9 protein-coding genes are annotated in these 24,450 nt (G+C 36.8%); 5 read left to right on the forward strand and 4 right to left on the reverse strand.

The features are described 5' to 3' along the window. The first annotated feature begins 132 nt into the window (after window positions 1–132). A complete protein-coding gene (locus AC3QL1_RS04150) occupies window positions 133–708 on the forward strand; it encodes a ComF family protein (RefSeq protein WP_492495357.1) in 576 nt (191 codons plus the stop codon). A 60-nt stretch (window positions 709–768) separates the two neighbouring features. On the opposite strand, the gene AC3QL1_RS04155 is transcribed toward AC3QL1_RS04150, so the two are convergent. Then, window positions 769–3,411 carry a zinc-dependent metalloprotease gene (locus AC3QL1_RS04155; RefSeq protein ID WP_492495358.1) on the reverse strand — a complete coding sequence of 881 codons (2,643 nt, stop codon included), beginning with the start codon at window positions 3,409–3,411 and terminating at the stop codon, window positions 769–771. Window positions 3,412–3,605: 194 nt separating this feature from the next. Between AC3QL1_RS04155 and AC3QL1_RS04160 the strand changes: the two genes are divergently transcribed. From AC3QL1_RS04160 to AC3QL1_RS04175, 4 genes are all read left to right on the forward strand, one after another. Next, the gene (locus AC3QL1_RS04160) at window positions 3,606–4,535 is read left to right on the forward strand and encodes a bifunctional riboflavin kinase/FAD synthetase (protein WP_492495360.1); all 930 of its coding nucleotides are present in this window, start codon (window positions 3,606–3,608) and stop codon (window positions 4,533–4,535) included. 352 nt (window positions 4,536–4,887) lie between these two features. After that, complete coding sequence (locus tag AC3QL1_RS04165; RefSeq protein WP_492495362.1) at window positions 4,888–5,325, forward strand: hypothetical protein; 438 nt, start codon at window positions 4,888–4,890, stop codon at window positions 5,323–5,325. Window positions 5,326–5,498: 173 nt separating this feature from the next. Continuing rightward, entirely contained in the window at window positions 5,499–6,587 is a 1,089-nt protein-coding gene (bioB, locus tag AC3QL1_RS04170; protein WP_492495364.1) for a biotin synthase BioB, read from the forward strand. Window positions 6,588–6,668: 81 nt separating this feature from the next. After that, window positions 6,669–7,535, forward strand: a complete 867-nt coding sequence (locus AC3QL1_RS04175) for a cupin-like domain-containing protein (RefSeq protein ID WP_492495365.1) — start codon at window positions 6,669–6,671, stop codon at window positions 7,533–7,535. 49 nt (window positions 7,536–7,584) lie between these two features. Here AC3QL1_RS04175 and AC3QL1_RS04180 read toward each other — a convergent pair whose 3' ends face one another. The 3 genes from AC3QL1_RS04180 to AC3QL1_RS04190 all read right to left on the reverse strand — a co-directional run bounded on the left by AC3QL1_RS04180 (window position 7,585) and on the right by AC3QL1_RS04190 (window position 24,294). Next, window positions 7,585–11,433 carry a DUF8693 domain-containing protein gene (locus AC3QL1_RS04180; RefSeq protein WP_492495367.1) on the reverse strand — a complete coding sequence of 1,283 codons (3,849 nt, stop codon included), beginning with the start codon at window positions 11,431–11,433 and terminating at the stop codon, window positions 7,585–7,587. Window positions 11,434–11,622: 189 nt separating this feature from the next. Continuing rightward, complete coding sequence (locus AC3QL1_RS04185; protein WP_492495369.1) at window positions 11,623–18,195, reverse strand: DUF8693 domain-containing protein; 6,573 nt, start codon at window positions 18,193–18,195, stop codon at window positions 11,623–11,625. Between the two features lie 594 nt (window positions 18,196–18,789). After that, window positions 18,790–24,294, reverse strand: coding sequence for a DUF8693 domain-containing protein (locus AC3QL1_RS04190; RefSeq protein ID WP_492495371.1), 5,505 nt, complete (start codon window positions 24,292–24,294; stop codon window positions 18,790–18,792). Window positions 24,295–24,450: the final 156 nt, after the last annotated feature.

The following is a 24,450-nucleotide window of genomic DNA, read 5'->3' on the forward strand; positions in this document are numbered from 1 at the left end:
ATTTTTGTAACTAAATTCTGTCTATTTGTGTTTAATTCCATTCTTAACCTGTTTTTCCCTAAAGTTTGTGCCGGATGCCGCAAGCTTTTATTTAGCAACGAAACTGTTTTATGCACAAATTGCCGTCATGAAATGCCTCTCACTCAATACCATTTGGATACAAAAAATGAAGCTGTAAAGAAATTTTACGGCAAAATTGAAATCGAACATGCATCGGCGTTTTTATACTTCAACAAAAAGGGAATTGTTCAGGAACTCATTCACAATTTAAAATACAAAGGCCTGGAAGAAATTGGCGTTGTTTTAGGAAACTGGTATGTGCAAGATTTAAAAACATTGAATTTAGAAAACCCCTTTGATATTGTAATTCCTGTTCCTTTACACAAAAGAAAATTCAGAGAACGAGGTTATAATCAGGTTACGACTTTTGGGAAAGCTTTAGCCGAAGGTCTGGAAATTACTTATGATGACACCGTTTTATTTCGAAAAAAATATTCTAAAACACAATCAAAAAAGAATCTTTTAGGAAGATCTGAAAACATAGAAAACATATTTGATGTACTTTCAATAGAAAAACATCAAAACAAACATTTATTACTGGTTGATGATGTACTTACAACCGGCGCTACTCTTGAAGCCTGTTCACGAGCATTATTAAAAATTCCGGGAATTAAAATCAGCATTGTTTGTATGGCAATGGCGCATTAAAATTAAATTTCAAATTCCAATTTTATCGCATGCCATAAATTGGAATTTGAATATTGGAATTTAATAAACGATAATCTTTTTTACTGTTCTTTTATCTCCATCAATAACAGTTACAAAATAGATACCAGCAGCAACATCTTGTAATTGAATATTTTGATTAAAACTGGACATTCCTGCAAAAGAATTATTATAAACGGTTTTACCCAAAATATCATGTACAAAAACAGTTACTGTTTTAGGAGAATCACTTTCAAATTGAATGGTAAAATTTCCTTTATTTGGATTTGGATAAACAGCAAAAACAGTATTTTCAAAATCAGGAGTTCCTAAAGTAAATGTCTGACTGCAAATGTTTATCGATGCAGAGTTTATTGTTCCGAAACTTCCCGTAATATCATCACGAACTCTTAATGTCCAATTTCCCTGAGGATTTTCTCCATTAAAAGCACCTAAAACATTCGTTGGAAAAACGACTTGAGTGGTAGTTTTCGCACAATCTAACGCAGCACCAGAATCGTCAAATTGTAATAACAGAGTAGAATTTGTACCTGTACAGCCTCTATAAAACAATTGAACAACGGTACCGCTTGGACTAACCATCTGAATTTCTAAATCAGAAAATCTTGCATGTGTTACATTTACACTGACACTCACATTTGATATTGTAGCAGATGAAGGAACATTTACTGTTCTTGTTGTAAAATTACTTGAATTTGGAATATTAAAAGAATTACCAAAACTATACGAATTACAACTTGTTGATGGCGTGTAGCCTATTGAAAATTCTTTACTATTTAAAGCATAATAAATATTTGATGTTGGTTCAACCAAAATTCTACAATTTGTTCCAATTAAATTTGTTGGAAGCAGTATGGTTTCAGAACCGTCATTTGGTGTATTTGCCGCTAAAATTATCGGAAATGTTAAACCTCCATCTGTAGATAATTTAATATTTACATTTGATGATCCTTGCAGAGTATTAGTATTATTAACGCTCCAGGTAATAACCTGATAAGATCCCGTCGCCCAGATTAAATTAGAAGTGTTTTGCGAAGTAACCGCAAATGGTCCTGCTGAAGAAGCAACATTTACGATCATTTCATCAGTATTTGTCTGAGCTTTTCCTGAAGCTGCATTATCTCTTCCTGTCAAAGTAAAATGCAATGTTCTGGCTATCGACGAAACAGATTCCCAGATTGTGGTTAATCTATTTTGTCGAACAGCGCTAAAACTTGGCATATATCTAACCGGCGAACTATTTGGGATTACTGATCTAAACAATGGCCCATCCGGTTTTGCAGAATATGTAAAACTGTTTTCGTTTGATGTTGTTGTGGCATTGTCATTTTCTTCCCAGTTATAGGTAACAGTATCGCCTTCAGGATCAGAACCTGTTCCGGTTAAAACAAAAGCGGTACTTATTGGAATTGTGTAATCTGCTCCTGCATTTATTACCGGCGGATTATTTACTATAGTTGTACTTACGGGACAGCTCTTTCCGGCAAGATTATTTTGAATTTGTAAAATGCTGGCATAAGCAAAATAATCATCAGAATTATTCTGAACATTATAATCTGTTATTCCCGCATATCCCATTATTGTTGATCCGCTTCCTGGCTCAACATTCACATTAGTTCTTTCTCCGCCATCGTACGAAAAAGTATGATTTGCTCCTAACTGGTGTCCGATTTCATGAGCCACAAAGTCAATATCAAAAGTATCGCCCTGAGGTTTTCCATCTGCAGGTGAAGTATAAGCGCTTCCTTTTTCAGAATTTACGCAAACACATCCAATACAATTTGCATTTCCACCACCGCCTGAAGCACCAAATAAATGACCAATATCATAATTAGCTTCACCAATTACACTGGTTAAAGTAGATTGTACTTCTGTATTCCAGGCTCCATCTGCACCTGTTGAAGCATTAGAATAAGGATCTGTTGTAGCATTTGTATAAATTACGGCATCATTATTCGCAATTAAAATCAATTGCACAGCCAAATCTTTGTTTAAAACTCCATTAACTCTTGTCAACGTTGCATTCATTCCGGCAAGTGCGCCAGCTTTTGTTCCGCCAAAATAAGTCGTATATTCCGCTGTACAAGACAATGCCAAACGTATTGTTTTAAACACTTTTGCATTTGAAGTTTCTTTTGCAGTTTTTGCAGCAATATTATCATTTAAAGCAACATCATCTGTTTTACAAAGTAGTTTTGACTTCGCTGTTTGATTAGAAGTAAATAAAATATATTCAGATTTATTATCGGGATTTTGTTCAATAAACTCAGTTGCTTTATCTGCACGAATTACCATTGTTTGTGTTCCAATTGGTGAAATGCTAAAATGTATTTTTGCCGATTTATCATCTAATCCACGGCCTTCATAAGCTCTTATTTCAGGATATTTTGCCTGTAATTCCGGATCAAAATTAGAAGATTCCCAAACCGAAAATTTTTCTAAAACGCCTTCTGCATTAGGAATTGTAATTTCTGAACCGCTACTATTGGAGTTTTTATTAGTTGCTGATGAAAGTTTTGCTTTCAGAAAATCCGAATTTAATTTATAATACAATGTATTCGAATCATCTGAATTTATTCTTTTTCCAGAAACCGAACCGGAACTTCTTTGCCATAAATCATCATTTTGAGCATGAATCTGGACGCAACAAAATATAAGTAATAAAAAAAGTAGCTGTTTATTCATACTCAAGGGGTTTAGAAAACCAAAATTAAACGAATTAAATTAAATTCTTACATATATACGACAATTAATGGATTTTTATCGACGAGTGAACCAATTATCACAAAAAGTGACTTAGTAATTTTAAAAAATCAATTAACCATAGTGTCAAATTTAAAATAGATAGCATAAATTTGCACCATCTTAAACAATTTGCTTTGAAGCTCTTTCATTCTATAAACGATTTTCAATCAACCAAGAAAACTATTTTAACTCTTGGGACCTTTGATGGCGTACATATTGGTCACAAAAAAATTTTAGAACGAATTACCCAAAATACTGAAAACGGAAAATACGAAAGTTTAGTACTTACTTTTTTTCCGCATCCAAGAATGGTTTTACAGGAAAAGTCAGAAATAAAACTTTTGAATACCATTGCAGAAAAATCTAAATTATTAGAAGAATCCGGAATAGAAAATCTTGTGATTCATCCGTTTAACGAAAGTTTTTCAAGATTAACGGCCGAAGAATTTGTGCATTCAATTTTAGTAGATCAATTTCATATTCAAAAAATAATTATTGGTCACGATCACCGTTTTGGACGAAACAGAACCGCCAATATTGACGATTTGATTGCTTTTGGTGCTGAATATGGTTTTGAAGTGGAACAAATTTCGGCTCAGGAAATTCAGGATGTTTCAGTAAGTTCTACCAAAATTAGAAAGGCTTTGGATGAAGGAAATATTGCTTTGGCAAATGACTATTTGGGTTATGCTTATTTTTTAAGCGGCGAAGTGGTAAAAGGCAAGCAACTGGGAAGAACAATTGGTTTTCCAACCGCCAATATAAATATTGAAGAGGATTATAAAAAAATCCCTAAAAATGGTGTTTACATCGTAAAAACAGTTATCGATAATAAAACCGTTTTTGGGATGATGAATATTGGTTTTAATCCAACTGTAAACGGAGAACGACAAACCATCGAAGTTAATCTTTTTGATTTTGATGCCGATATTTATGGTCAGAAACTAGAAATTTCTTTATTGGAATACATTCGCGAAGAACAAAAATTTGGTTCTGTAGATTTGCTGAAAGAACAGTTGAATCGTGATAAAAACACTGCTTTGGAATTTGTGAGCCAGCTTTAAATGGTTTTGAATTCATTTTTTTTCAGCACAAGCAAAAATAAATTCTATAAAATATGTAGTCCCTACGGGACAAATATCGCGTTCAACAAACTTTCTACCAACATATTGTCCCTACGGGACCTATAACCCAAATAAAACATACTCCGTTAGGAGTTAAATATTGGTAGCAAAAACAATTCCGACCTGAACAAATGTCCTGTAAGGACTACAGTTTTCAGCTATTGAATATTTTCTAAATATAGCGCTGCATTCTTTTGTTATTTTTAATTACCGTACTTCTTTTTTTAGTAAATTTGATAGTACAACTCTGTTTGTCAATCATTTACTATTAACTTCTTTAAAAATAACCATTATGAATTTACCTAAAGAAATAACCAACGGCTTTTTAATTTTTCTGGGAATTGGCATTTATTTTTTATTGATGAATGTTTTAGGACTTGCTGATTTGTTCTATTTAAGAACCCTAAATGTATTTTTTATATTTTATGGAGTAAACAGAACGATGCAGATGAATCTTCGCGAAGGCGAAACTAATTTTGTGTCCAATGCGGTTTCTGCAATGACAACCTCTGTTGTTGGGGTGTCAATGAGCGTTTTTGGATTGTTAGTTTACAGTTATGCGCGAGGTGGCGACGCTTATGTAAAAACACTTTCAGAAACTTTTATGTTTGGAGGAAATCCATCTGTGCCAACTTACTGCATCTGTTTATTATTTGAAGGGCTTGCATCTTCCGTTATTGTAACTTTAATGATGATGTTATACTGGAATAATAAATATGCCACTGATTAATTTTTTTAGCATAAAATAACATTTAAACACTCTAAAATCATAAAAAGATATAATTATATGATTTTAGAGTGTTTCTTTTTTGAAAATAATTGTCAATTGTTCATTTACAGAATTGATCATTGGTTGATTAGAACAATTTCGTTACTTTTGAAGCTTCAAAAACAATGTACCTAATGAGTATCACAAAACACAACTGGACAAAAGACGAGATAATCGCCATATATAATAAACCTATGATGGATTTGCTGTATGAAGCAGCCACAATTCACAGACAAAAACACGATCCAAATGTAGTTCAGGTTTCTACATTATTATCTATTAAAACCGGAGGCTGCCCTGAAGATTGCGGTTATTGTCCGCAAGCTGCACGTTACAATACGGGTGTTGAAGGAAATGACCTGATGAGCGTAAGTCAGGTAAAAGCACAGGCTTTGCGTGCAAAATCAAGCGGATCATCCCGCGTTTGTATGGGAGCTGCCTGGAGAAACGTAAAAGACGGTGAAGAATTTGATCAGGTTTTAGAAATGGTTCGTACCATCAACAAACTGGATATGGAGGTTTGCTGTACTTTGGGTATGATTACCGAAAACCAGGCACAGCGTTTGGCAGAAGCAGGTTTATATGCTTATAATCACAATTTAGATACTTCTGAAGAATATTATAAAGACGTAATTTCAACACGCGGTTTTGAAGACCGTTTACAAACTATCGAAAATGTTCGTAAAACGAATGTTACGGTTTGCAGTGGAGGAATTATCGGAATGGGAGAAAGCATCGAAGACAGAGCCGGAATGCTTGTTGCACTTTCAACTTTAAATCCACAACCGGAATCTGTGCCAATTAATGCTTTGGTTGCCGTTGAAGGAACTCCGATGGAAGAAGAAAAACCGGTTGAAATCTGGGAAATGATTCGTATGGTGGCAACAACAAGAATTGTAATGCCGGATACGCAGGTTCGTTTATCTGCAGGAAGAACAAATATGAGCCGCGAAGGACAGGCAATGTGCTTTTTTGCCGGTGCTAATTCTATTTTTGCCGGAGATAAATTGCTTACAACTCCAAACCCGGATGTTCACGAAGACATGAAAATGTTTGAAATGTTAGGATTGATTCCGCAAAAACCATTCGTTAAAGTTTCGCAGCCTAAAACTGTTGAGGCAGAAGATTCTCAATTTGCACCTTTAGGCGAAAAGCCAAAATGGTCAAGACCAGGACATACTATTGAAAGAAATCTTGAAGCTTCGATCAAATCAAAAATTTAAGCTATTGAGTTAATAAATCTCAAAAAATATTTTTAAATTGCTTATAACAAGTGTTATAAGCAATTTTTTTATTAAACTGAGATGAATTTAAAACAAATCGAAAGGGTAAAAAAGATCTCTAAATCAGATTTTATTTCCCAATACGTAAAAAAACAAATTCCCGTTGTTATTGAAGAACTGACCGAAGACTGGCCAGCTTATTCAAAATGGAAATTATCATATATGAAAGAAATCGCAGGCAATGCTATCGTACCTTTATACGATGATAGACCCGTGAATCATGAAGATGGCTTTAATGAAGCGCATACTAAAATGAAAATGAGCGATTACATTGATCTTTTGGAATCGAAACCCACAAACTATCGCATTTTTCTTTATAATCTTATGAAAGAAGTGCCTACTCTGAAAGATGACTTTTTATGGCCGGATATTGGTCTTAATTTAGTCAAACAAATGCCTATGTTGTTTTTTGGCGGAGAAAGTTCAAGGGTTTTTATGCATTATGATATTGATTATTCTAATATTCTGCATTTCCATTTTCATGGAGAAAAACAATGTATGCTTTTTGCGCCGGATCAGTCGAAGTATATGTACAAGGTTCCACATGCCTTAATTTCAAGAGAAGATATTGATTTTGATAATCCGGATTACGAAAAATGGCCGGCTCTTAAAAATGCAGAAGGTTATATTACAAACCTGAAACATGGCGAAGTTTTATATATGCCCGAAGGATATTGGCACTATATGAAATACCTGACTCCGGGATTTTCTATGAGTTTGCGTGCTTTCCCAAAAAATATTACTAACTTATCAAAAGCGGCATATAATGTTTTTATTATGCGTTATTTTGATATTATGATGCGAAAATTTAAAGGACAAAAATGGATCGATTATAAGAACAAAAAAGCGATCGAGAATACACATGAAAATTTAGCAAAATCTGCCTAATCAAATAAAAAGCCTTTGTGAAATTATAAATTTACAAAGGCTTTTTCTCTTAAAGTACAATCTTGTTTGTGGTTATATAACCGTTCGATAAAATTGTTTTTATTATTAAAATCTGATCCGTTGTTCGTAGATTTATTTCGAATTCAGCAGCTTCAATTTTCTTTTTATTATAAATGACTTTTCCGGAAATATCATAAACACTTACTTCGTGAATATTTTCTTTTACCGAATTTAATCGAATCACTTTATTTTTTACTGATACAAAAACAGCATTTTTAAGATTTTCTACATCTCTTGTTCCCAACGATGCATCGGTATAATGCAATACAAACCGATTTGCAAATGTTCCTGTTGAAGTATTGAATGAATAATCACTTTTTTGCAAATCATGAACTGTACTGGTTACTTTATCTTCTAAATAAACAGACTGATTGTTTAAATTCCCGTCTGCGTGATCTATTGAAATCGTGAAATTTCCGGCAATCGTAGTACGATATCCCAAAGGAATTGAATCACCAATACTAAACGGCAAACTTCGACCCTGAATTACCAAATTTTTATTTTCGTTTATACTATAAAAATCCACATATTGATTTGCATTTAGTGATTCTGCATCATAATTCTCATCATATAAATTGGTTGCTACATTCATATATCCCAATAAAATTTGCTTAAATAAGCCTTCATTGTTTTTAAGATTTAACCAAATTCGGTGTTTTTCGACAAACCTTTTATTTGCTTTTACTTGTTTAAAAAAACTGGAATTTTGTCCTGAAATACGCATGCTGTTATCAAATTCAACAACTTCAGAATCTTTATTGGTTACAAAAAATGCTTGTCCTGATGGAATAGTTTCATCGGGAATAATCTGATCATTAATTCCTGATGATAATGCTTTTGTACCAACGCCTCCGAGTAAATTGTAAACTGCATAATCATCCGTAGCGTATTTATTATTGGTGAATGGTGTATTATGTGTCCAGAAATATAAAGTTCCTGAAATGTTTGCGGTGTTTTTAGTCAAAAAAACATCTGCATTAATGGCTGATGGATATGGATTTCCAATTAAATTAAAGGCATTAGGTTTTCCGAAACTCAAGTTTATTTTTCCGTTTGTTGGAATTCCTTTAAATATCGCTTCAAATTTTGAGGGTTCAGTTGCTGAAAAATATTGTGGTCCGCGAATAATATATCCTTTGCCTAAAATCATTTTATCTGATGGATTTTCTTGTTTCCAATAATTTGTTATAGCATTATACGAAAAGAATTTATCTAAAGATGTATACGGTGACACGTCTATTAGCTTTTGATTTTCAACCGGAGACGACCAATAGGTGTAATCAAAGTTTAATATTGGTGAAGATTTTCTTTTTATGTGAACGATTCCTGTATTTATAATATCATTGTCTTGTTGGTATAAACTTGCTGTATCTTCTAAAACTAAAGTGCCTAAACCCGAATGATCAAATTCAATTTCAAGAGTATTTCCACTTAAAAGTGTTACTGTTTTTCCTTCTTCGATGGAGCAGCTGCAAATGTTTGATGTCGTTAAAGCCGAATAATTATCTTGAAAATAAACCTGTTTTCCGCCTGACGGAAAACCATTTGACCAAGTTTTACCATTCCAAATTGTTGAGTCTAAACAAAGTTTCAACCGGGCAATTCTATGTTTGGATATTCCTGAAACTGAATTAAAATCTCCGCCAATCATCAATTTAAAATCTGAAGTAAAAGCCATTGCAAAGAGTTTACTATTTAAATGGGCATCAAAAGAAACATCAAATTCTCCTGTTTTCAGTAAACGCACTAATCGCAAAGAAGGGAAATTTTTATAGGTTCCTGAAAATGTTCCGCCAACCAAAATCTTATCATCGGGCTGTACTAAAATACTTCGAACATCGCCTTTGTTGAAACCTGTACCGGACTCAAAAGTTGTATCTAAAGTTCCGTTTTTATTTAAGCGAACGATTCGTTTTTGGGATGTTCCGTTATAAAGCAAAAAAGAACCGCCCACAATAATTTTTCCATCAGATTGCAACCCGATAGCGTATATATTTTTATCAAAACCTGCTCCAATATTAAAACCTGAATCTATACTCCCATCTGAATTTAACCGAACCAATCGTGGTGTAGAAATTCCATCAAAAGTTGTAAATCTCCCGCCAACCAAAATTTTTCCGTCAGGCTCAATCATAACTGCTTCAATAATACCATCTGCGCCACGGCCAACGTTAAAACTGTTGTCTCTACTTCCATCCGCTAATAATCTCACTATTCGGGATGCAGGATTTGCCGAACCATTATAATTTGTAAAATTTCCTGCTGCAATTATCTTCCCATCCGATTGAATTGCCATTGCGTATAACTGACTGTTAAAACCTAAGCCGACATTGAACGAACTATCAACCGATCCGTCCGGCAAAATCCTGATGATACGATTGCAATTTGTTTCATTATATTTAGTAAAGTTTCCTCCCAGAATAATTTTTCCATCTTTTTGTAAAACAGCGGTTTTAATTAAATTGTTGGCTCCTGAATGTCCCAGATTAAAAGTGGCATCATAAGTTCCATTTTCTAAAAGCTGAACAATTCTGGAAGCTGATTCGTTATTAAACTTTTTAAAATTTCCAAAAACCATTGTTTTTTTATCTTCTAAAGAAAGCATTTTATAAACAGAATTATCAAACCCAATTCCTGCCGATAAATAACCTGTATCGTATTCTCCATCTGTATTAATTTTTGCTAACCGACCTTGATTTAATCCGTCAAAAACAGAAAATGATCCTCCAATAAACCAAGATCCTTCTGCATCATTTTCTAATGCAAAAACAGATGCCGATGCTGGCCCTGAACCAAAATCCAAATCAGTATTTATAGTTCCATTTGAGTTTAAAAAACATATTCGATTGATCTCAAAACCATTATAATTACCTGTAAAAGATCCGCCTGCCATAATATTTCCTGCAGAATCTGTTTTGATAACCTCAACTGCACCTCCACTAAATCCGGATCCCGACAAAAAAGAAGAATCTAAAGTTCCATCTTCATTTATCCTAATAATTCGGTTAGCCAAAACATCATTATAGGTTGTAAACTTTCCTCCTAATAAAATCTTGCCGTCTGATTGAACTAACATCGCATTTACATCATCATTAAATTCTGTTCCGATGTTGAAACTTGTATCGACTATTCCGTCCGGATGTAAACGAACGATTTTGTTAGATTCGATACCATTGAATTTGACAAAATTTCCAGTCAATATTATTTTTCCATTGGGTAAAACTGCAACATTTGTAATATTTGATGGTGATCCGATTCCGGTATTAAAAGTTGAATCCAGCGTTCCGTCGGGCAAAATACGCGCAATTCTATTTACTGTAACGCCATTGTACTTTGTGAAGCTGCCGACAATTATAATTTTTCCATCAGCCTGTTCGCAAACATCATAAATAATTCCGGTTGTTGCGCCAATACTGGTAGTAAAAGCTGCATCATTTGAGCCATTTTGATTTAGTCTGATAAGTCTGCCTGCATTATTTCCATTATAAGAAGTAAAACTTCCTCCAACAATTATTTTTCCGTCTCTTTGAATATGTGAAGTATAAATTTTACCATTAAAGCCAGTTCCTGTATGAAAGTTTGTATCGATTATACCTTCAGGACTTAATCGGGTAAAATAAGGAGAAGGTACGCCGTTAAGATTTAAATAATCTCCCCCAACAAGCAGATTTTGATCAGGTTGCATCGATAAAGTCCGAACTATATTGTCGAAACCATCTCCGCTTAATCCGTCATCAAGTGTGTTAAAAGTGATGTCGACCTTGCCTTGTTGCGCTGAAAGTTTCGGACTTATGAAGCATAAAGCCAAGACAAACGAAAGGAGTATTCTTTTAATCAAAATGGAAAGAAAAATCTAGTTAGAATTATTTGTAAGAATCGGACTAAATTTATAATTCGTTTTAATATCCTGCAATACCCACTTACCGTGATATTTTAATTATTTTAATAAGCTCATTTTCTAACTAAAAAAACCAAAAAAAAAGACCCGCATAAGCGGGTCTTTTTTAGAAACAAATTTATTTATTCTTTAATTAAAAATAATTTTTTTAGTTGTTGTAAAGTCATTATCCAGTGTAACTTTTACCAAAAGAACCTGATTGGCCGATGGCAGGTTTTGGATCTGCAGTTCGGTTGTTCCGACTTTCTTTTTGTTATAAAGCAGTTTTCCCGTTACATCAAAAATGGTTACTTCCTTAATATTTTCTTTTGAAGAAAGAACCTTGATGGTTTTCTCTTTTACCGAAACCAAAAGTCCGTTCTCTGTGTTTTCAAAATCTCCTGTTCCCAGTGTTTTGTTGGTGTAACGCAGTACAAAACGATCGGCAAATGTTCCTTTTTCGGTTGTAAAGGTATAATCGCTCGTTTTCAGGTTGTTTATAGTCCCTGTTTTCTTGTCTTCCAGATAAATATTCTGGCTGGTTAAATCACCGTCTACCTCATCAATAGAGATGGTGAAATCTCCCGCAACTGTAGTTCTGTATCCAAGTGGAACCAAATCCGTGTCTGTAAAAGGCAATGAACGCGCCTGGATTACATAATTGTTGCCATTGGCCACACTGTAAAAATCAAGGTACGGATTGGCATCAAAACTCACCCCGTCGTATCTGTTTTCATATTCATTGGTGGCACCTTCCACATAACCTACCAGCATTTGCTTGAAGGCCCCTCCTGCATTTTTCATGTTCAGCCACACGCGGTGTCTTTCAGAGCCTGCAGCCGATTTGAAAAACTGGCTGTTGTTGGCCGCCCCAAGACGCATACCGTTGTTAAAGGTAACCGTTCCGGCAGTAGCCGCGCTGATAAAAAAGGATTGTCCCGCTCCAACATCTCCCGATGGTTTGGCATTGTTGTTACCCGGTATGCTTCCGCTAAGGGCAGACTCCTGAGTTGCAACACCTCCCGTCAGGTTATAACTGGCATAATCCGTTGAACTGTATTGGTATGCCCCTGATAAAACTACAGGCGTGTTATGCGTCCAGAAATAAAGTGTTCCGTCTAAAAACGTATTGTCATCCAAAAATTTCTTGGCATTCAGTGCTGACGGATAAGGGTTTCCTACCAGATAGTATTTCCCTGCAGTCATGGTTTCCCCTGTCAGGGTTCCGTTGTTTGGTACACCGATAAAGGAAGCCGTATAATCTGCTTTTGCCGTATTGGAATAGGTGTTTGGTCCGCGGATGATATATCCTTTTCCTACCACCATATTGGTGTTTACATTGGTTGATACCCAACTGTTTCCGTTAAAGCCATAGAATTTATCGTAAGAAGATGCCGGTGACACATCAATAAGCTTTTGCGGGCTTACCGGTGTTGACCAGTATACATAATCCGCCTGGCGGATCTGCGCCGCGATACGTCTGTAGGTAATCTTTCCTGAGTTGATACCGGCCGTATTGTTTACCTGAACAAGGCTTGAGTGGTTGTCAAAAGTCAGCGATGCTGTTGGTGAAACGGTAAGTCCGTTTACGATATTCAAGGTTCTGCTTGAAGGCACCGTGATGCTGATTCCCGGATTAATGGTCAGTGAACAGGCCGTTAAATCGGCAGATACCGTGAAAGCTCCTGCAATAACCGCCGCTTTTGTAGCATCTGGCGTGCCGTTTGACCAGGCTGTACCGTTCCAAGTTGTGGAGGATTGGTCAACAACAATTGCATCTGCTGAAACTACAGAAGTACACGTACCATTGCTAACTGTAAATCGATATGTTCCTGCTGCAAGTCCTGTAACTGTATAACTTGTTCCGGAATTGTTTATTGTGTTTGAAACAAAACCAGTTTGATTAAGTGTCCAGCTGCCTGCAGGCAAGTTTGTTAATGTTACGCTTCCTAAAGTTGTACACGTAACAGTAGTTGGTGTTCCTAAAGTTGGTGCTGTTGGTGCCGGGTTTACAGTTAGTAAAGCGGCATTTGAAATAGTACTGCAGCCATTACTTGTTACAATACAACGAACATAGTTACCAGAATAACTTACCGGAACATTTGTTATTGATAAAGCTGCTGTAGTATGCCCTGAAACACCAGCTGCAGCATTTGTTATTGTCCATGGTCCTGATGCACTTGCACTATATTCCCATTGAAATGTTGGGCTTGTAGCAGAAGTTGCAACAATAAAACTTCCATTTAAACCTTCACAAATTACAAGAGCTTGTGGTTGTGTTGATATAACTGGTAATGGGTTTACTGTAACTGCTGTTGAAGATGTTGCTGCAACTGCAGTACAACTATTTCCATTTGTATAATTAATAGTTACTATTTTGCTTCCAGAAGTTAAATATTGTAAACTAACCGTGTTATTAGTACTGGTTCCTCCAGAAATAATCGTATAATCTGTTCCTGCAACTCCGGGGAATCCCCAGATATAATTACTCATAGATGCTTGTGTAGTATAAGTTACAGAAGTACCAATACAAGTTGATGATGCTGGCTGTGCAGTAAAAGTTGGAATTGGTAAAGCATTTACAGTAGTTGCTGTTGACGAGGTTGCAGAAGCTGCCGTACAGCTATTTCCATTTGTATAATTAATAGTTACCGTTTTGCTTCCTGCTGTTAAATATCTTAATGTAACAGTGTTAGTTCCACTTGTACCTCCGGAAACAATTGTATAATCTGTTCCTGCAACTCCAGGAAATCCCCATACATAAGCACTCATAGATGGTTGCGTCGTATAAGTTACAGATGTACCAATACAAGTTGCTGTTCCTGCTTGTGCAGTAAATGTAGGAGTTGGTAGAGCATTTACAGTAGTTGCTGTTGAAGATGTTGCAGCAGTTGCCGTACAGCTATTTCCATTTGTATAATTAATAGTTACCGTTTTGCTTCCTGCTGTTAAATATCTTAATGTAACAGTGTTATCAGTACTAGTTCCACCAGAGACAATTGTGTAATCTGTTCCTGCAACTCCAGGGAATCCCCATGCATAACCTGTCATAGAGCCTTGTGTTGTATAGGTTACAGAAGTACCGATACAAGTTGCTGTTCCTGCTTGTGCAGTAAATGTTGGAGTTGGTAAAGCATTTACAGTAGTTGCCGTTGAAGATGTTGCTGTAGTAGCAGTACAACCACTAACATTTGTGTAATTAACATTTACTGTTTTACTTCCTGCTGTTAAATATCTTAATGTAACTGAGTTATCAGCACTAGTTCCTCCAGAGACGATTGCATAATTTGTGCCTGCAATACCCGGAATTACCCAAACATAATTACTCATAGATGCTTGTGTAGTATAAGTTACAGAAGTACCGATACAAGTTGCTGTACCCGGTTGTGCAGTAAATGTTGGAGTTGGTAATGCATTTACAGTAGTTGCTGTTGAAGATGTCGCAGCAGCTGCAGTACATCCATTCCCATTTGTATAATTAATAGTTACTGTTTTGCTTCCTGTTGTTAAATATCTTAAAGTAACGGTGTTAGTTCCCGCTGTACCTCCGGAAACAATTGTATAATCTGTTCCTGCAACTCCAGGGAATCCCCATGTATAACCTGTCATAGATCCTTGTGTCGTATAGGTTACAGATATACCAATACATGCTGATGCTCCTGGCTCTGCAGTAAATGTTGGAGTTGGCAACGCATTTACAATACTTGCTGAAGAAGAAGTTGGCGTAGCTGCAGAACATCCATTCCCATTTGTATAATTAATAGTCACTACTTTGCTTCCAGCGGTTAAATATTTTAAAGTAACAGTATTTGTTCCGGCTGTACCACCAGAAACAATTGTATAATCTGTTCCTGCAACTCCCGGAAATCCCCATGCATAAGCACTCATAGATCCTTGTGTCGTATAAGTTACAGAAGTACCAATACATGTTGTTGCTGGTGCCTGTGCATTAAATGTTGGAGTTGGCAAAGCATTTACAGTAACTGCTGATGAAGAAGTTGCCGTAACTGCCGTACAAGTGCTTGCATTTGTATAATTAATAGTTACTGTTTTGCTGCCTGTTGTTAAATATCTTAATGTAACAGTGTTATCAGCACTGGTTCCTCCAGAGACAATTACATAATCTGTTCCTGCAACTCCAGGAAATCCCCAAACATAATTGCTCATTGATGCTTGTGTTGTATAAGTTACAGAAGTACCAACACAAGTAGGTGTTACTGGTTGAGCAGTAAATGTTGGTGTCGGTACAGGATTTACAGTAACCGTTACCGTAAAAGGAACTCCAACACAACCTGAAGTAGTTGGTGTAACTGTATAAGTAGCAGTCTGTGCAACAGTCGTTGGGTTTGTTAATGTTCCGGTAATACTCGCAGGTGTACCAGCACTTGCAGCACCTCCTGTTATTCCTCCTGTTACTACAGGAATTGGCCAAGTATAAGTTGTTCCTGATGGAACAGTTCCATTAGTACCGTTTGTTGGTGTTACGGTAAAAGCTATTTTCGAACAAATTGAAGCAGTAATTGGATTAACTACCGCAGAAATCATGTTAACTGTTATTGCAGTAGAAGTTAATGTTGTACCCCCACATGTTACTTTAGCACGATATTGAGTTGGAACTGTTTGTGTAGTTGTATATGTTGATGCTGCATTTGAAACATCAAGGAATTTAATAGACAAATCGTCTATAGCGTGTTTATCGTAATTTCCACCTGTTCTTCCTGAGAATTTAAATTTCCAGGCCGATTTATCAGCTGAAAGGTAAGCTGCCGGCAATTGAAGATTTGCGATAAAAACTGTTCCGGCAATGCTAAGTGATAATACACCATTTGCATCAACATTTAAATTTACATTTCTTTTAGTTGCTGTCAAAAGGTTAAAAGGAGCATCAATGGCAGTGTCAAAAAGCTGAACACTATTATAAAGAATCCTAACACGGCTTCCTGTCGCAACTCCTTCATTATCATAAGTATCGAATTGAACAACAATACCAGATCCTTCTCCGCTTTCTCCTCCTCCTGCATCATTATTTATATTTGAAGCATAACTTAAACTAAATCCATCTGCTCCATTTCCTCCGCTAACTGTATAATTAAAATTAACAGTAAACGGATTCATATTTGAACCAGGTGTTGTCTGAATAACAAAGCCTCCCATTTGAGATCCTGTAGCAGGTGTTAAAACTAATTCACCTCCTGTAATAGAAGCTGCACCATAAACATTGGTACTTGCAGGCACTGTAGAAAAATCACTAGAGAAAAAATTCTTTGGTGCCGGAGTAGCACTTAACCAGGTAGCCCCGCCATCTATTGAAGATTCCCACTCATAAGTTGCGGCTCTTGATATAGTGCTTTGATTTTGTAATGATAATGTAAGTGGCGTGCTTGCACAAACTGGATTTGCTGTTGATAAAGTATTCCCGGGAGCTGTGCTTCCTGTACAAACATCCTGAATAGTGATTTTGTAATCTTCCATTTGCCCTGTACTTCCACTTATGGCACAAGGTGTTGTATTATAACCTCCAACTCTTCCTATTACGCGCATTTTGATGGTTCCTGTAAAAGCAGTAGAAGGAATTTGTATATAAACAGAAGTCACTTTTGAGTCTGTTCCTGAAGAATTTCTAATTGTACCTACTTGAAAATATTCACCAGAATCATCAAAATCACCGTCATTATTCCAGTCAAAAAACGCAGAATAATAACCGTTAACATCACCGCCAGTATTTCCTTTTACAGTAAGAGCATAATATTGCGTTTTGGCAACCGTAGTTGGACTATCAGTTGTGAAATCTTCATAAGCAGTAGTACTTGTGGCTAATGTTGTTTTATTTAAAGTATTAAAAGAAACATTTGTAGTTGGCGTTACTGTAGAGAAATTTGAACATGTACTTGTTGTAGCATTTATCTGGCCAGTTGTAGCTGTAAAATATACATCGCTTTTATTTGTTGCACTTGAAGTTGAACTTCCCCATGAACTTGGAAGTACTTGAGTACTACCCAATGTTAATCTATTTGCAGTATGAGTGAATGTACCTAAATTTGCATTTACTCCTGAATTTATAGTTAAGCTATTTGTAACAGAAGTTGCAGCATTTGTAAAAAATGTTTTGGTACCACTTCCTGATAATATAAGATTATAATAAGTAAAATTGTTAAATGTTTGATTTGTTCCATTTAATTCAACTGTACCTGTACTTTGCGTTAATGCTCCTCCACCACTAGAGAAAAAATCTCCGCCAACTCTTAATGTACCAGCACCGGTAAACTCAATTGTTGCACTTGTTGCAGTAGGACTATCTGTAGCAATACTTCCTGAAACAGTCACTGTACCTGTTGAAATAATTATTTTATGTCTCACCGCACTTCCTGTTGTTGGAAAGTCAATTGATGCGGCAGTCAAAGTACCGGATCCAACATTTAAAGTGTTTAGTGTGCTTGAAGCTCTTGGAATTGTAATATTTCCGGATACATTCAATGTAAAACCAGCAAGCACTAATGAATTGTTGGTTGCAGTTGAAAAATCTACTGTTGAACAGGCCGCATTCGCTGTTAAAGTAACAGTATAGCCTCCTTCTATATGAACGATATCTCCCGCTACAGGATATACTCCATTTGGAACTTGTCCACCACCTGAAGTATAAGACCAAGTGCTTCTTGTGTTCCAATTACCACTTTGTCTTGAATAAAAAGTTGCCGCATTCGCAAATGAAACAACAAAAAACATCCCCAGACAAAGTAGCCTTACACTAGGAATAAAAATCTTTTTTTGGGAAGAATTAAATAATAAAGATTGAACTTGTAGGAGTAGTTTTCTAATCATAATGTAGTGGTATTTGTGATTATGTCTTTGGGGCTTTATTGGTATTCTTTATGGAAAAAATAAAATCCTGACGTTTAATTACTTACGATTTTTCGATTGAAACGGTTTTATTTTCTTTGTGTTAAAATAAATTTTAACATTTTGAAAGCATTTATTTACAAAATAATTTTTGAAAATAATAAGTCAAAACCTTATTCAATTTCTTGAAAAAGCTAACTATTTAAATATCAGAACTTTTTAAAATAAAATATTCCTTTTAAGATTATTCTATTCCAAATAAAGTATAAAAATGAGTTTGTTACAAATGTTTTCATTGAAAAATTAACTTTTCTCCCAAAAAACATAATAAGTGTAGAAATGCGTTTTATTATGTTAAAGAAAAATCTTTCAAAGAAGAAAAAGTAAGATTTTTTAATCTCCATAAGTTATTTTTTCCCACAAAAAAAGTCCACTTAAAATAAATAAGTGGACTTTTTTAAAATTTTAAATCTTACTTTTTTAGAAGATTATTTTGTAGGTTTTGGTAGTATTTGTGTCTAAAATTACCTTTACCAACAGAACCTGTTTTTTAATTTTTAAATCATCAATTTTCAAAACAGTGTCTGAAACGTTAGTCTCTTTGTAAATCATTTTGCCCGACAGATCATAAATATAAATGGTACTTATTTTGTCGGCATTTGAACTAATGGTAATGACTTCATTTTGTACAGCAACGAGAATATCTTGATTGCTTGTTTCAAATTCACCAATTCCTAAAGTGTTATTTGAAAAGTGCAATACAAAACGATCTGTAAAAGTTCCGGTTGAAGTAGAAAAAGTATAATTACCAACTTGCAGATCCTGAATGGTATTAGTCGCTTTGTCCTCTATGAAAACAGCATGATTCTTTAAATCGCCATCTGCATGATCTATAGAAATTGTGAAATCACCCGCAATTGTACTGCGATAACCTAAGGGAACAACATCTGTTTCTGTAAAAGGCAATGCACGACCCTGAATAACATATTTTCGATCATTACCTATGCTGTAAAAATCCAGATACGGATTGCCGTCGAAAGTTTTTCCATCAAAACTGCTTTCATATTCATTACTCGCACCTTCAACATAACCAATCAGCATTTGTTTAAAAGCTCCACCTGTATTTGTCATGTTCAGCCATAAACGGTGTCTTTCGGATGAGGCATCTGAAGCTTTAAAAAACTGGGTATTATTTGCTCCTCCCAAGCGCATTGCATTGCTAAATGATACTGTACCGGCACTATTTGCAGTTGCGAAAAATGCTTGTCCGGCAGCAATTTTACCGGTTGGAACACTATTGTTATTTGCTGGCGTACCACTTGGAGCAGCTTGTCCTGTACCAACGCCTCCGGTCAAATTATAACTTGCATAATCATCTGAATTGTATTGATATGCACCAGACAACACAACAGGAGTGTTATGTGTCCAAAAATAAAGTGTTCCGTCTAAAAAAGTATTGGCACTTAAAAAGAGATTTGAATCAAGAGCCGACGGGTAAGGATTTCCAAGCAAATAAAAATTACCTCCTGTTACTGTTTCTCCAGATAGATTGCCATTATTTGGCACACCAACAAAGGAAGCGGTATAATCGGTTTTTACACTATTTGAATAATTACTTGGTCCACGAATGATATAACCTTTACCAACTATCATATTGCTATATGGGCTGTTTGCTACCCATGTTGTACCATTAAAACCATAAAATTTATCCAAAGGCGATAATGGTGAAACATCAATAAGTCTTTGCGGATTAACCGGTGTCGACCAATACACATAATCGGCCATGCGAATTTGTGAACTTGTACGTTTATAAGAAATGTTTCCTGTATTGACCGCGTTTGTATTTTGTATCAAGCTGGAATTATTTTCAAAACTTACGGTTCCTCCATTATTGGTCAATGCTTTAAGAATAGTCAAAGTATCCAGGAATTGTATTGTAACATTTACCCCGGAATTGACAGTACAGCTGCATGCATTTATGTTTCCTGAACCTCCGCCTGCTGAAACATAATCTCCTGCAAAAACAATATTCTGATCCAGTGTGGGTGTTCCATTAGACCAGGAAGTGGTATAAGTATTGGTAACTAATCCCGGCACTACGGCATTTGAAGAAAGTAATGAAGTACATGTTCCATTATTAACTGTAAAAGTATAAATATTGGCAGAAAGACCTGCTATAGTAACCGTTGTTCCGGAATAAGGTTCTGTAATAGCACCCGGATATCTAATTAACGTACCGCCAAGAGGCAATCCACTCAAAGCAATGCTTCCTGTAGGGACAAGACATGTTGGCGAAGTTATGGTTCCAATTACGGGAGCTGATGGTAACGGGTTAATCGTTACGTTGAAATTTAATCCCGGGTCAGTTGCACATCCATTTGCGTTTTTCACTCTTAAAGTTCCAATGTAAGTTCCGGCTAAAGTTCCCGCAGGTATGGCAATCGTAATTGGGCTTGCCGGCAAAGCAGCATCTGTAACGGGTACAAAACTATTAGCTGGAGATGAATTCCAAACAATACTGTAAGTTGTTGGTGAATTTGTCGCTCCGCTATAAGGCAATGTTACATTTTGTGCATTAACGCTGGCACATACTGGTGTAATAGTTCCAAGTGTTACAGTTGGTAAAGGATTTACAATAATACTAAAATTTACTCCTGTGCCAGAACTACAATTGTTAGCATTTCCCACTGTTATTGTTCCGGTGTAAGTTCCCGCAGGAGTTTCGGCAGGTACAACTATTGTAATTGGACTAGCAGGCAATGAAGCATTTGTAACTGCTGCAAAAGTATTAGCAGGAACTGAATTCCAAACAATGCTATATGTTGTTGGAGAATTTGTCGTTCCTGTATAATTTAATAATGCATTTTGCGCACTCGAACTTGTACAAACCGGTGCTACCGTTCCAAGGGTAATAGTAGGTAAAGGATTTACCACAACACTGAAATTTACTCCCGAACTTGATGTACAAGAATTTGCGTTTCTAACTGTTATTGTTCCGGTGTAAGTTCCTGCAGCCGTTCCCGCCGGTACGGCAATCGTAATTGGGCTTGCGGGTAATGCAGCATTTGTAACCGCTGCAAAAGTATTGGTTGGTGAAGCACTCCATGTAATGCTGTATGTCGTCGGAGAATTTGTAGTTCCCGTATAAGCCAAAGTCGTATTTTGCGCACTTGCACTTGTACAAACCGGTGCAACCGTTCCAAGAGTAATTGTTGGTAAAGGATTTACCACAACACTAAAACTTACTCCCGGACTTGATGTACAAGAATTTGCATTGCGAACTGTTATTGTTCCAGTGTAAGTTCCTGCAGCTGTTCCCGCCGGTACGGCAATCGTAATTGGACTTGCGGGTAATGCAGCATCTGTAACTGCTGCAAAAGTATTGGTTGGTGAAGCATTCCAGGTAATACTGTATGTTGTGGGCGAATTTGAAGTTGCCGTATAAGCTAAAGTTGTATTTTGCGCACTCGCACTTGTACAAACTGGTGCAACCGCTCCAAGAGTAATAGTTGGTAAAGGATTTACCACAACACTGAAATTTACTCCTGAACTTGATGTACAAGAATTTGCGTTCCTAACCGTTATTGTTCCGGTATAGGTTCCTGCAGCAGTCCCCGCAGGTACGGCAATCGTAATTGGGCTTGCCGGTAATGCTGCATCTGTAACTGCTGCAAAAGTATTGGTTGGTGAAGCATTCCAAGTAATACTGTATGTCGTCGGTGAACTTGTAGTTGCCGTATAAGCCAAAGTCGTGTTTTGTGCACTCGCACTGGTACAAACCGGCGCAACCGTTCCAAGGGTAATAGTAGGTAAAGGATTTACCACAACACTAAAATTTACTCCCGGACTCGATGTACAAGAATTTGCATTGCGAACTGTTATTGTTCCGGTATAAGTTCCTGCAGCCGTTCCCGCCGGTACGGCAATCGTAATTGGACTTGCGGGTAATGCAGCATTTGTAACTGCTGCAAAAGTATTGGTTGGTGAAGCACTCCATGTTATACTGTATGTCGTCGGAGAACTTGTAGTTGCCGTATAAGCCAGAGTGGTATTTTGCGCACTTGCACTTGTACAAACCGGTGCAACCGTTCCAAGCGTAATTGTTGGCAACGGATTTACCACAACACTAAAATTAACTCCCGGACTTGATGTACAAGAATTTGCATTGCGAACTGTTATTGTTCCGGTGTAAGTTCCCGCAGCTGTTCCCGCCGGTACGGCAATTGTAATTGGCGTTGCCGGTAATGCAGCATTTGTAACCGCCGCAAATGTTGGTGAAGCACTCCAGGTTATACTGTATGTTGTGGGAGAATTTGTAGTTCCCGTATAAGCCAAAGTAGTATTTTGCGCACTCACACTTGTACAAACCGGTGCAACCGTTCCAAGCGAAATAGTCGGCAAAGGATTTACCACAACACTAAAATTCACTCCCGGGCTCGAAGTACAATTGTTTGCATTTCTAACTGTTATTGTTCCGGTATAAGTTCCTGCAGCTGTTCCTGCAGGTACGGCAATCGTAATTGGGCTTGCAGGTAATGCAGCATTTGTAACCGCTGCAAAAGTATTGGTTGGTGACGCATTCCATGTAATGCTGTATGTTGTGGGTGAATTTGTAGTTAACGTATAAGCTAAAGTCGTATTTTGCGCGCTTGCACTTGTACAAACTGGTGCAACCGTTCCAAGTGTAATAGTCGGCAAAGGATTTACAGTTACTGTCGTGAAAGCTGACTCGATAGCGGCACATGTTCCACTTTGAACAACTGCTCTAAATTGCGTTGTTTGAGTAAGTGCTCCGGAAGTATAAGTTGTTGCTGTATTTGCAATATCAGTCCAAGTTGAAAAAGGGTTTACAGAAGATTGCCATTTTACAACTGTACCAGTATTCCCGGTTAATGTTAATGTACCACTTGCAAAACCACTACAAATTGTAGTTCCGCCACCAACAGTTCCTCCCACAGATACTGGAGAGATAGTAAACACAGCTGATGTATTATTTGCTGTAACGGCATAAGTACAATCTCCAGATGCCAGATTGGTAATTGTTACTGTACTTGTTCCAACATTCGTAAATCCGGTTGCTGTAAAAGTTCCTGTTCCTGCAGTTGTAACTGTCATACTTGCGGTAAGTCCGGTTGCAGACGGATTGCTTCGGCTATAAGTTACTGTATAAGTTCCAACAGGTAAATTTGCTGCTGATGATGTAAGGGTTACCGTAGTGGTTCCTAATGTGATACATGTATTGGCAGCTGTCGTTGCAGAAAGGCTATATGTCGTACAGGTATAATCGAGAGTCACATGACCAGCAGCACCAGCACCTCCATTGTAGACAGCACTTACACTGTTATTAGTGTTCATTGCGCCACTTCCTCCGCCTCCATAAAGGTTTCCTGGATTTCCTGCTATATTAACTGTGCCAAGTCCACTTCCAACACCAGCTCCTCCGGTTCCGCCACCTCCCGCAGTATTAGCGGCATTTCCTCCCGCTCCTGATACTAATAAAGCAAAAGCTGCTGTAGATCCAGCACCTCCCGCTGCACCATTTGTTTTAGTAGTTCCAAATGTTGCTATTCCACCGGCGCCTCCGGTAGGAGTATTTCCCGTTAAATTAGCTCCTCCACCAGATCCTCCGCCAGCAAAAATAACATTTGTAAAACCAGTAATAGTAGAAGAGCCACCCGCAGCACCATCACCAGTTGACCCTGGCGTCTGTAATGCAACAACGGTATTTATTGTTGTTCCGGGTGTTACTGTAATTGCAGCGGCGGCATAAGCTCCTCCTCCTCCTCCGGCCCCTCCTCTTCCAGTTAGCACAGCTGGTTGGCTAGCCGCACCACCTGAACCACCACCTCCCCAAGCCTGAGCATTTATGCTTGTAATTCCGGCTGGAACGAATAATGAACCACTTGCGGTGAATTGATGTATTCTTTGTTGAGCCCATAAAGAGGCACAGATAATAAATAATAGTAAAGATAATTTTAGCTTCATAATGGTGGTATTTAGATTAATTATAATTTGGCTTATAGTATCTTTAAGGAAAAAAATCATTAGTATTGTGATCAATCCGGATGTATCTTTTTTCTTAAAAACGCATTATATCTAAGTTACTGAAATAAAGACAGTTAATGAAATAAAAGTAAAATT

The sequence above is a fragment of the Flavobacterium sp. GW823-FHT04A11 genome (assembly GCF_058796535.1).

Coding starts and splice junctions, on each gene's coding strand:
- AC3QL1_RS04150 (WP_492495357.1), top strand. CDS start 133: ATGCCTCTCACTCAATACCATTTGGATACAAAAAATGAAGCTGTAAAG.
- AC3QL1_RS04155 (WP_492495358.1), bottom strand. CDS start 3,411: ATGAATAAACAGCTACTTTTTTTATTACTTATATTTTGTTGCGTCCAG.
- AC3QL1_RS04165 (WP_492495362.1), top strand. CDS start 4,888: ATGAATTTACCTAAAGAAATAACCAACGGCTTTTTAATTTTTCTGGGA.
- bioB (WP_492495364.1), top strand. CDS start 5,499: ATGAGTATCACAAAACACAACTGGACAAAAGACGAGATAATCGCCATA.
- AC3QL1_RS04175 (WP_492495365.1), top strand. CDS start 6,669: ATGAATTTAAAACAAATCGAAAGGGTAAAAAAGATCTCTAAATCAGAT.
- AC3QL1_RS04185 (WP_492495369.1), bottom strand. CDS start 18,195: ATGTTTTTTGTTGTTTCATTTGCGAATGCGGCAACTTTTTATTCAAGA.
- AC3QL1_RS04190 (WP_492495371.1), bottom strand. CDS start 24,294: ATGAAGCTAAAATTATCTTTACTATTATTTATTATCTGTGCCTCTTTA.